The organism is Pseudarthrobacter enclensis (genome assembly GCF_001457025.1).
Lineage (GTDB): Bacteria > Actinomycetota > Actinomycetes > Actinomycetales > Micrococcaceae > Arthrobacter > Arthrobacter enclensis.
In genome coordinates this window covers 179,247-188,739 of record NZ_KQ758606.1, presented here as the reverse complement: position 1 = coordinate 188,739, position 9,493 = coordinate 179,247, and the positions used below count along the sequence as shown (strand labels likewise).

The window sequence follows — 9,493 nt, the reverse complement described above, 5'->3', positions numbered from 1 at the left end:
TCTCAGGCCGGCTACCCGTCGTCGCCTTGGTAGGCCATTACCCCACCAACAAGCTGATAGGCCGCGAGTCCATCCAAAACCACAAAAGCTTTCCACCAACCACCATGCGATGGAAGGTCATATCCGGTATTAGACCCAGTTTCCCAGGCTTATCCCAGAGTCAAGGGCAGGTTACTCACGTGTTACTCACCCGTTCGCCACTAATCCAGGAGCAAGCTCCCTTCATCGTTCGACTTGCATGTGTTAAGCACGCCGCCAGCGTTCATCCTGAGCCAGGATCAAACTCTCCGTTGAAGACAAACAGACACAACCAAAACCAGTGGAAATAACACCAGAAAAGGCTGCACAAAATTTGAAACCAGCTGTAAAAACCATGCCAACCACGGGGTGGCGGCACAGCCAAAACAACCAATAAAACAATTGGTATCAACAAACTTGGCACACTATTGAGTTCTCAAACAACAGACACACCCGGCACCACCCAAACAATTCCGTTCAGGATCGCTCCGGAGCAACTTTTCAAACTTACCCGATCCCCCACCGCGAAGCAAATCCGTTATTTCAGGATCCACATCGAAGAGAAGACCGCCCCAACCGATTTCCAGCGCCCTGAAGGGCAACCAGATCCTGGCTTTGATTTGGGGGTTTTGGCCACCCGGTGATCAGTTCTTCACTGTCTCCCCCGCGGCGACTTAGAAAACAATACACGCACTCCCGGCCCACCGCAAACCGGCCCTCCCCTCGCCGGAAATTCCTGCAATCCCGCGGCAGAACGAGGCATCGGGCGCCCGCGCGGCCTCCCGTCGTCGTCATCCTGCCGGTGTGTGCTGCCACACAGGGGTTTCGACGGGGCTCAACCACCGGCCGCCGGCGTTGGTTAAACGCAGAAGGACCGGCAACCCTAAGGTTGCCGGCCCTTCTCAAGCAGCTGGTATCAGCGGTGCTGGATTACCAGGAAGACTTGGTGATGCCCGGAAGTTCGCCCTTGTGGGCCATGTCGCGGAAGCGGACACGGGAGATACCGAACTTCTGGAAGGTGCCACGGGGGCGGCCGTCGATGATGTCGCGGTTACGCAGACGGATCGGGGACGCGTTGCGGGGCAGCTTCTGCAGGCCCAGGCGGGCTGCTTCGCGTGCTTCGTCGGTTGCGTTCTCGTCAACCAGGGTCTTCTTCAGTTCGAGGCGCTTGGCAGCGTAACGCTCAACGATGACCTTGCGCTGCTCGTTGCGAGCAATCTTGGACTTCTTAGCCATGTTTAGCGCTCCTCTCGGAATTCGACGTGCTGGCGGATCTTGGGGTCGTACTTCTTCAGGACCAGGCGGTCCGGGTCGTTACGACGGTTCTTGCGGGTCACGTAGGTGTAGCCCGTACCAGCGGTCGACTTGAGCTTGATGATAGGACGTACGTCCTTGTCCTTTGCCATTAGAGCTTCACCCCACGAGCCAGGATGTCGGCGACGACTGCGTCGATGCCGCGCACGTCGATGGTCTTGATGCCACGGGCAGAGACCTGCAGGGTGACATTACGGCGCAGGGACGGAACCCAGTAGCGCTTCTTCTGGATGTTCGGATCGAACCGGCGCTTGTTGCGGCGGTGCGAGTGCGAAATGCTGTGCCCAAAGCCCGGCTCGGCTCCGGTCACTTGGCAGTGTGCTGCCATGACTTCTCCTCAAGGATTGAATGAAATGATCCGCATATCTGCTGCTGGACCATGCGGCTAAGAGCGACCCACCAAAGGTACGGGCAACGGTTAGTCACGCAACTTGAGCCCCTAACTACCGGCCACCCTGGAGAAAATTACCGGGAAACCGGAGCAATTGCGCACGCTCCGCGCACTTAGCGCCTACCAAGTCTACGGTGCAGCGCAATTAAAGACCAAACCGACCGCCGGGGTGCAGATGCGGAGCACGTGGGGTCACAGCTTCCGTGGGCCCTTTTTCACAGCTGAATGAAAGCTTCGCGGCTCATCTTTGTTCCATGACAACGCAGCGCCTGCCGGCCCGTCCGGCCTACAGCAACTCCGGTCAGCCGGGGTTCCCCACCCTGCCCACGGATAGACCCGCGGGTGGGTGGTTCACCCGCCGGCACCGGCAGCGCATGGTCCGGGCTGACCTGCTGACCGTCATCGCCTGGGCCTCAGTCGCAGCCGCGGTGGCTTTGTGGTTGGCCGACGGCGGAGCTGCCTCGATCAGTTCGCCCGCCGGCGCCTTCACGGCGGCGGGGATCGTGGCCGGGCTGGCCGGCATGGATCTTGTGCTGCTGATGCTGCTCCTGGCCGCGCGCATCCCCTACATCGACCGCACCATCGGCCACGACCGGGCGCTGGAGTTCCACCGGAAGCTGGGCAAACCGTCGCTCTACCTGCTGCTGGCCCACGGGGTCCTCCTGGCCACCGGGTACGGACTGGCGGAGGGCCTGGATCCGCTCAGTGAATCCGTCGCCTTGTGGGTGCAGGTACCGGACATGTGGCTGGCATTTGTTTCCATGGCTCTCTTCATCGCCGTTGTTGCCACCTCACTGGTGGCTGTCAGGCGGCGTTTCCCGTACGAGTTCTGGTACGTGGTCCATCTGCTGACCTACGTGGCGGTGGGAACGTCGCTGCCGCACCAGTTCAGCGTGGGCGGGCTCTTTGCGGAGGGCACCTGGCAGCGCTGGTACTGGCTGGCTGTCTGCATTGCCACCGGCGCGGCACTGGCCTACTTCCGGGTCCTGCAGCCGTTTGTGGCTACATCGCGCCACCAGCTGACGGTTTCCCGGGTTGAAGTGGTGGCACCGGGCGTGGTCAACATTTCCATGACCGGCCGCCGGCTTCACCGGCTGGCGGGATCGGGCGGGCGCTTCTTCATCTGGCGGTTCCTGGCTCCGGGCATGTGGTGGCACCCGCACCCGTTCAGCCTCTCCGCCGAACCGGCCGTCAGCGGACCGGACGGCGCAGGCACCCTTCGGATCACGGTCCGCAACCTGGGCAGCGGTTCGGCGCAGCTGGTCCGCTTGCGCAAGGGTACCAGGGTTGCGGTCGAGGGCCCCTACGGCCTGCTCAGCACGGAAGCGCGGGTGCGGAACAAGGTGGTGATGATCGGTGCGGGCATCGGCATCACCCCGCTGCGGGCACTGTTGGAAACCACGCCGTTCGCACCCGGGGAGGCGAGTGTCCTGTTGAGGGGGCACACCGGGCAGGAGCTGTACCTCAGCAACGAAATCCTGGAGCTGTGCCGGGCCCGCGGGGCGCGGCTCTTCCACCTGCCGGGTCCACGGTCACGGGGCCGCTCCGGCTGGCTGCCGCAGGAGGCCGTCAGCGGCGGATACGACCTGCGCGCCTTTGTCCCTGACGTGGCCGACTCCGACGTCTACGTCTGCGGTCCCGCGGGGTGGGCGGACAGCGTCATCACCGATGCGAAGGACGCCGGCGTCCCTGAAGATCAGATCCATCACGAAAGGTTCGACTGGTGAAAGCACGGGGAACACTTGCCGCAGCGCTTGCGTCCGCAGGCATCCTGCTGGCCGGCTGGCAGGCCGGAACGCAGGCGGGGGGCGTCAGCACGCTCGCATCAGGCACCACAAGTTCAGGCACCACCGGTTCAGGCCCGACGGCGGCGGGCGCCACGGGTGCGTCCGGAACAGGTTCGTCGGGGACGGGTGCGTCCGGAACAGGTTCGTCGGGGACGGGTGCGTCCGGAACAGGTTCGTCGGGGAGCGCCTCGACGGCCGCCGGCACCTACAAGGGCAGCGCGGTGCAGACCCGGTTCGGGGCGGTCCAGGTCCAGATCACGGTGGCGTCCGGCAAGATCACCGACGTGACGGCCCTCCAGCTGACCGATGATGACCGGAAGTCGGTGCAGATCAGCAACCGCGCCGCTCCCCTGCTCCGCAGCGAGGTCCTTTCGGCCCAGTCCGCCGACGTCCAGACCATCAGCGGCGCCACCGTCACCAGCAACGCCTACCTCACCTCGCTCCAGGCAGCCATCGATGCCGCGAACCTCTGACCGGCTCCGCCCGGAGGGAACCGGCTTCAAGGCCGCAACCTTCGAGTGCATGGGAACCGTCATCAGCCTGACGTTCCCGGACTCCTCCGCGGGAGCGCAGGAAACGCAGGATGAGCTCGCTGCCGCAAGCGCCGTCGTCGAGCGCCTATTCCGGGAACTGGACGGGACTTTCAGCCTGTACCGTCCGGCGTCGGAAGCGAGCCGTCTTGCCCGCGGCGAACTCACGCTGCGCGGCGCCTCACCCGGGATGCGTGCCCGTTACGCCGAGGCGCACGAATGGCGGCTCCTGACCGAGGGAGCCTTTTCTCCGGAGCGGCCCGACGGCGTACTGGACCTTTCCGGGCTGATCAAGGCCCACGCCATCCGCGAGGCCGGACGTTCGCTGCACGCCCTGGGACGGCGTGACTGGTGCCTCAACGCCGGCGGTGACATCCTGGTCAGCGGCTCGCCCGGGCCCGGGCCCGATGCATCGTGGAAGGCCGGGATCGTGGACCCGGTGGACAGGAGCCGGCTGGTCAGCGCCTACGCCGTGGGCGGCCCTGCACGTCACGCGGCGCTGGCCACGTCCGGTTCCGCCGAACGCGGCGAGCACATCTGGCGGGTGGAGAGCGGATCGGATTTTATCCAGGTGACTGTGGCTGCCGCGGACATCGTGACCGCTGACATCCTTGCCACGGCGATAGTCTCCGGCGGCATGCCGATGCTGGACCGGGCAGCGGATCGGTGGGATGTTGCCGTCCTTGCCGTCCATGCCGACGGCTCCCTGATGGCGACGCCCGGTTTCCGCGCCTAGGTGTACTGGGTCAGGACGGCTGGGTCTGCGGGAGCTGAGTCAGCCGGGGGTACTTGGGGGCCAGGCTGTCGCCCGAGGATTTTCCGGTGACGCGCCGCACCACCCACGGCGCCGCGTACTCACGGAACCAGCGGGCATTGGCACGCAGGGCCTCCGACCCCGACAGTTCGGGGACCGGCGTCATGGGCGGGATGTCGATGGAGTGCTCGTATTTGAGGACCTCCAGCACCCGCTTGGCCATGTTGGCGTGCCCGGCGGCTGACATGTGCATCCGGTCCCGAGCCCACATGCCCCAGTCGTAGTACTCGCTGAAGCGCCAGTAATCCACCAGCAGGGCCCCGTGGTCGCCCGCAATGCCCCGGACCAGTTCGTTGTAGATGGCGGTGCGGCCCCGCATGGTGCCGAACACCTTGGAGCCGCGGGCATCGAATCCCGTGAACATCACCACGGTGGCCCCGGTGGCGCTCAGGGCGCGGACGCCGGCGTCGTAGTCAGCCATGAGGTCGTCAATGTCGATCCGGGGCCGAAGGATGTCGTTGGCGCCGGCGTAGATGCTCACCAGGGTGGGCTGGAGTTCGACGGCGGCCTGCACCTGCTCGGCGAGGATTTGCCGGAGTTTCCTGCCGCGGATGGCCAGGTTGGCGTACCCGAAACCGGGGTCGGCCGCGCCCAGTTGTTCCGCGACCCGGTCGGCCCAGCCGCGGACCCCATTGGGTCGTGTTGGGTCGTCGTCGCCCACCCCTTCGGTGAAGGAGTCGCCGAGTGCCACGAACCGGGTAGTGAAATCCATGCCGCTAGTTTGCCACCCGTTGCCGGAAGCAACCAACCGCGCGGCGTCAGGCGTCAGCCAGGGGTTTCGCGCAGGATCCAGTGGTCCGAATCCAGGCGGCCCACCACTTTCTCGCCGATCCGGGCAAGGGCCAGGACATCCTCCTCGGTGAGGGCATCAAGGAAGAGGTTCCGGACATCCTCCACGTGTCCAGGCGCCAGTCCGACGATGGTGGCCATCCCTTCCTCGGTGAGGTGGGCGATGGTGACGCGGGCGTCGTGCGGGTGCGGGCGGCGTTCCACCCAGCCGCGTTTCTGCAGTTTGGTGACCACATGCGAGAGCCGGGACAGCGATGCGCTGCTCCGTGCGGCAAGTTCACTCATGGGCAGGAAACGGTCCTCGGCTTCGGAGAGCATGGCCAGCACCGTGTAGTCGAACAGGGACAGCTTCCCCGCGGCGTGGAGCCTGGTGTCCAAGGCTGCCGGCAGCAGGGTGTTGATGCTGACCAGGGCCAGCCAGGCACGGCGTTCGTCGGCACTCAGCCAGCGCGGTTCGGTCATGCGTCCATTCTACGATTGATCTTTCAACCGACCGGGAGGACGGGCAGGCGCGGCCGGTAGTCTGGGCGCATGTATGTTGTCTCCCTGACTTACCGCGTTCCGCAGGACATCGTGGACTTCCACAACGACGCCCACATTGCATGGCTGCAGAAAGCCTTCGACGACGGCGTGTTCATCGCCGCCGGACGGAAGGTCCCGCGGACCGGCGGCCTGCTGCTGTCCCAGGCGGACCGTTCCGTCCTGGACGCGAGCCTGCAGCAGGACCCCTTCTACACGAACGGCGTGGCGGACTTCGAGGTCCTTGAGTTCCACGCCGGCAGGGTGGCCCCCGGTTACGAGATCCTGCTGGACAACCCGCCCGCAGCCGGCAGCTGAGGCACCTCCGGCTTAGGTGCGTGTACCGGCTAGGGTGCGGTGCCGGCGTCGGGCGTTTCCGCGGCCAGTTTCTTCAGCCCGCCTTTGCGCGGAACCTTCACGGGCTCCGGCCACCGCGGCGTGAGCGAATCGCCCAGGGTCACGCCGCGCAGCTTCCGGCCGAACAGCGGCAGCACCCAGTCGTGGACCCACCGCCGCTGCCGCCGTTCCCACTCCAGGAACGTCAGGCGCGTGGGCGGTTCCCAGTCCTTGGGCGTGATCTTGTGCGGCACCCCCAACTGGTCCAGGACCTGCCCGGCAAGGTACTTGTGGCCGGCCTTGGACATGTGGAGCCGGTCGGAGTCCCACATGCGCCTGTCGTGGAAGGCGTCGAGGCACCAGTAATCCACCAGCACCGCCCCGTGTTCTTTCGCGATGGCCCGCACCTGCTCGTTGTAGAAGGTGTTGCGCCGCTTCAACGGCTCCAGCAGGGCCGAAACCTTGACGTCGAACCCGGTGAAGAGGACCAGCGTGGCTCCGGTGTCCGCCAATTGCGCCACCAGGCGTTCGTAGTCGGCCATGAGGGCAGCCATGTCCGTGGTGAGGTCCAGGATGTCGTTGCCGCCGGCGTAGAGCGTGACCAGGGAGGGCCGCATCCGCAGTGCCGGTTCCAGCTGTTCGTCGATGATGTGCCGGAGCCGCTTGCTCCTGATGGCCAGGTTGGCGTAGCGCCACCCCGGGTCTGCCTTGGCGAGTTTCTCCGCCACCCGGTCCGCCCAGCCCCGGACGCCGTTGGGCAGCCGCTCGTCCCGGTCCCCCACTCCCTCCGTGAACGAATCCCCCAAGGCAACAAACACCCGCCGCCCGGACCGGGGAAGCAACGGAACAGAGGGCATAAGGCCAAACTAACCAGAACAAGAAGCGCGCAGGAAAAGCCGAGGTGAAGCGTCGGTGACGTGCTTACGAAGCCGGCGGCGCGGTTTTGCGTAGGAGCGCATCGCCGACCAGAGCGCAGCAAGGCCGCCCGCGGCCGAGCGAAGCGCCGGGAGGAAGGGCGGACCCGAGGGCCCCGAACTGAGCTTGCGAAGTTTGGGAAGGGTCCAACCGCTAAGCGACGGCAAGTCGGCGGTTGCGGCGTAGCCAGCAACCCCAAAAGCTACCCTTCGGATTTGCCCTGCCGCCAGTACCCCATGAACGCCACCTGCTTCCGGTCGATCCCCACGTCCCTTACCAGGTACCGGCGCATGTCCTTGATGACGCCGGCTTCCCCGGCAATCCAGGCGTAAAAGGGCATGGCTCCGGCAGGCATTCCCGGGTTCTTGGTAGCGCTGATGGCGGCGGTTTCCATCCGGGACGGCGTCTCCCAGAGGATGTCCTCGTCCACGTTGACGTCCTCGGGTTCGGGGCCGGCGCCGCCGTCGGATGCTTTGATGCCCACCCAGCCCGGCACGGGGACGGCTTTGCGCACGGCGTCCTGCAGCAGCTGGCCGTGGGGCCGGGACCGTCCGATGGCGGCGCCGCGGGCCAGCCAGGTGACCTCAATGTCCGCCGGGGAACTGAGCTGCTGGAAGTCGCCGGCTTCCGGAACCTCCAGGAAGGCGTGCCCGGTCATGTAGGACGGCAGGCTTTCGAGGATGGCCGAGATGGCCGGGATGGCGGTCTCGTCGCCTGCCAGCAGCACGCGCTGGGCCAGGCCTGGCCGCCACTCGATGCCCGAGTAGATCTCGGCAGTGACGCAGTGGGCGGCCCTGTTGTTGGGGCCGATGATGGTGATGGCGTCGCCGGGTTTGGCGTTGAGCGCCCAGTTGGCTGCCGGACCGCCGTTCCCGTGGTCGTCAAAGTGCATGACGAAGTCCACGTCGATCTCCGGGTACACCTCATCCAGCCGGGCGTTGCGCACGGTGTAGGTCCGCATGGACCCCTTCACGGCGGGATCCATGGCCAGCCACTCCCGGTACCAGCCGGATTCGCGCATTTCGAAGACCGGCAGCGGAATGGGGGTGCCGTCAGCGGCCAGCGAGGGGATCATCAGTTTGATCCGGAGGTCGAGGGTGTCCCCGTGGACGCCGAAATCGCGGAGGCAGTAGCCGCCAAAGGTAATCCTGCGGAAGTTGGGGCTCAGTTCCTGCACGGAGGAGACCGTGACGTCGAACGCCAGGGTCATCGGCTCGGTGTTCACTGCCGTGGTGCCGGCGGTTTGTGCGGCGGTTTCCCGGGTCTTCATGAAACGAGCTCCAGTTCGGTAGGGACGTGATGGCGGCCGATGGGAATGATCAGGGGCGTTGCGGACACGGGGTCGGGGATGACGCGGGACTCCAGGTTGAAGACATTGCGGACCAGGCCCTCGGTGACCACGTCCCGCGGGGTCCCTTGGGCTACCACGGCGCCGGCTTTCATGGCGATCACGTTGTCGGCGTACCGGGCGGCGAGGTTGAGGTCGTGCAGGACGATGGCCACGGTGGTGCCGCGCCTCCGGTTCAGGTCCGTGATGAGGTCCAGGACCTCCACCTGGTGCGCAAGGTCCAGGTAGGTGGTGGGTTCGTCCAGCAGGAGGACGTCGGTTTCCTGGGCGAGGGCCATGGCGATCCAGACCCGCTGGCGCTGGCCGCCGGAGAGTTCGTCCACGTTCCGCCCGGCGAGCTCCAGGGTGTCGGTGGCCTCCAGGGCCTGCTGCACGGCGAGGTCGTCCTGGGGGCTCCAGCTGCGGAAGAAGCCCTGGTGCGGGTACCGGCCCCGTCCCACGAGGTCGCGGACGGTAATGCCGTCAGGCGCGGTGGGGTGCTGCGGCAGCAGTCCGAGTGTCCGGGCCAGCTCACGGGCGGGACGGGTGTGGATGTCCTTGCCGTCCAGGGTGACGGTGCCGCCGGCGGGCTTGAGGAGCCGGGACAGGCCGCGCAGGAGGGTGGATTTACCGCAGGCGTTGGCGCCGACGATCATGGTCACCCTGCCTTCCGGGATTTCCACGCTCAGGCCGTCCACAACGCAGCGCTGGTCGTATTTCAGCGTCAGGTCCTTGGCATTCAGAACTGCCACG

Annotated in this window: 12 protein-coding genes and 1 rRNA gene; 4 read left to right on the top strand and 9 right to left on the bottom strand. The window is 65.9% G+C overall.

Features of this window, described 5'->3' with window-relative positions:
* The 4 genes from AS031_RS17260 to rpmB form a co-directional block, all read right to left on the bottom strand.
* Window positions 1-294 (bottom strand): 16S ribosomal RNA (locus AS031_RS17260); the annotation flags it as partial.
* 654 nt (window positions 295-948) lie between these two features.
* The gene (gene rpsN, locus AS031_RS17255; RefSeq protein WP_009358853.1) at window positions 949-1,254 is read right to left on the bottom strand and encodes a 30S ribosomal protein S14; all 306 of its coding nucleotides are present in this window, start codon (window positions 1,252-1,254) and stop codon (window positions 949-951) included.
* 2 nt (window positions 1,255-1,256) lie between these two features.
* A complete protein-coding gene (rpmG, locus tag AS031_RS17250) occupies window positions 1,257-1,424 on the bottom strand; it encodes a 50S ribosomal protein L33 (protein ID WP_003798558.1) in 168 nt (55 codons plus the stop codon).
* A complete protein-coding gene (gene rpmB, locus AS031_RS17245) occupies window positions 1,424-1,660 on the bottom strand; it encodes a 50S ribosomal protein L28 (protein WP_018763944.1) in 237 nt (78 codons plus the stop codon). Before rpmB ends, rpmG begins: the two co-directional genes overlap by 1 nt.
* 317 nt (window positions 1,661-1,977) lie before the next feature.
* Here rpmB and AS031_RS17240 point away from each other — a divergent pair, with 317 nt between their 5' ends.
* The 3 genes from AS031_RS17240 to AS031_RS17230 are packed head-to-tail and all read left to right on the top strand — an operon-like array spanning window position 1,978 to window position 4,776.
* Entirely contained in the window at window positions 1,978-3,450 is a 1,473-nt protein-coding gene (locus tag AS031_RS17240; RefSeq protein WP_058269381.1) for a ferredoxin reductase family protein, read from the top strand.
* Entirely contained in the window at window positions 3,447-3,983 is a 537-nt protein-coding gene (locus tag AS031_RS17235) for an FMN-binding protein (protein WP_058269380.1), read from the top strand. Before AS031_RS17240 ends, AS031_RS17235 begins: the two co-directional genes overlap by 4 nt.
* Window positions 3,967-4,776, top strand: coding sequence for an FAD:protein FMN transferase (locus AS031_RS17230; RefSeq protein WP_082642041.1), 810 nt, complete (start codon window positions 3,967-3,969; stop codon window positions 4,774-4,776). Before AS031_RS17235 ends, AS031_RS17230 begins: the two co-directional genes overlap by 17 nt.
* Before the next feature lie 10 nt (window positions 4,777-4,786).
* On the opposite strand, the gene AS031_RS17225 is transcribed toward AS031_RS17230, so the two are convergent.
* Entirely contained in the window at window positions 4,787-5,566 is a 780-nt protein-coding gene (locus AS031_RS17225; protein WP_058269379.1) for an SGNH/GDSL hydrolase family protein, read from the bottom strand.
* A gap of 53 nt (window positions 5,567-5,619) precedes the next feature.
* Window positions 5,620-6,105, bottom strand: coding sequence for a MarR family winged helix-turn-helix transcriptional regulator (locus tag AS031_RS17220; RefSeq protein ID WP_058269378.1), 486 nt, complete (start codon window positions 6,103-6,105; stop codon window positions 5,620-5,622).
* Between the two features lie 69 nt (window positions 6,106-6,174).
* On the opposite strand from AS031_RS17220, the gene AS031_RS17215 reads away from it, so the two are divergent.
* The gene (locus tag AS031_RS17215) at window positions 6,175-6,480 is read left to right on the top strand and encodes a YciI family protein (RefSeq protein WP_058269377.1); all 306 of its coding nucleotides are present in this window, start codon (window positions 6,175-6,177) and stop codon (window positions 6,478-6,480) included.
* 29 nt (window positions 6,481-6,509) lie between these two features.
* On the opposite strand, the gene AS031_RS17210 is transcribed toward AS031_RS17215, so the two are convergent.
* From AS031_RS17210 to AS031_RS17200, 3 genes are all read right to left on the bottom strand, one after another.
* Complete coding sequence (locus AS031_RS17210) at window positions 6,510-7,355, bottom strand: SGNH/GDSL hydrolase family protein (protein ID WP_058269376.1); 846 nt, start codon at window positions 7,353-7,355, stop codon at window positions 6,510-6,512.
* A gap of 260 nt (window positions 7,356-7,615) precedes the next feature.
* The gene (locus tag AS031_RS17205; protein WP_058269375.1) at window positions 7,616-8,683 is read right to left on the bottom strand and encodes a siderophore-interacting protein; all 1,068 of its coding nucleotides are present in this window, start codon (window positions 8,681-8,683) and stop codon (window positions 7,616-7,618) included.
* Window positions 8,680-9,492, bottom strand: coding sequence for an ABC transporter ATP-binding protein (locus AS031_RS17200; protein WP_058269374.1), 813 nt, complete (start codon window positions 9,490-9,492; stop codon window positions 8,680-8,682). The genes AS031_RS17205 and AS031_RS17200 overlap by 4 nt, the downstream gene beginning before the upstream one ends.
* Window position 9,493 lies beyond the last annotated feature (1 nt).

What these genes read in the sequence shown, in the direction of transcription:
- rpsN (WP_009358853.1), bottom strand. Translation starts at nt 1,254, where the DNA reads ATGGCTAAGAAGTCCAAGATTGCTCGCAACGAGCAGCGCAAGGTCATC.
- rpmG (WP_003798558.1), bottom strand. Translation starts at nt 1,424, where the DNA reads ATGGCAAAGGACAAGGACGTACGTCCTATCATCAAGCTCAAGTCGACC.
- rpmB (WP_018763944.1), bottom strand. Translation starts at nt 1,660, where the DNA reads ATGGCAGCACACTGCCAAGTGACCGGAGCCGAGCCGGGCTTTGGGCAC.
- AS031_RS17240 (WP_058269381.1), top strand. Translation starts at nt 1,978, where the DNA reads ATGACAACGCAGCGCCTGCCGGCCCGTCCGGCCTACAGCAACTCCGGT.
- AS031_RS17230 (WP_082642041.1), top strand. Translation starts at nt 3,967, where the DNA reads ATGCCGCGAACCTCTGACCGGCTCCGCCCGGAGGGAACCGGCTTCAAG.
- AS031_RS17225 (WP_058269379.1), bottom strand. Translation starts at nt 5,566, where the DNA reads ATGGATTTCACTACCCGGTTCGTGGCACTCGGCGACTCCTTCACCGAA.
- AS031_RS17220 (WP_058269378.1), bottom strand. Translation starts at nt 6,105, where the DNA reads ATGACCGAACCGCGCTGGCTGAGTGCCGACGAACGCCGTGCCTGGCTG.
- AS031_RS17215 (WP_058269377.1), top strand. Translation starts at nt 6,175, where the DNA reads ATGTATGTTGTCTCCCTGACTTACCGCGTTCCGCAGGACATCGTGGAC.
- AS031_RS17210 (WP_058269376.1), bottom strand. Translation starts at nt 7,355, where the DNA reads ATGCCCTCTGTTCCGTTGCTTCCCCGGTCCGGGCGGCGGGTGTTTGTT.
- AS031_RS17205 (WP_058269375.1), bottom strand. Translation starts at nt 8,683, where the DNA reads ATGAAGACCCGGGAAACCGCCGCACAAACCGCCGGCACCACGGCAGTG.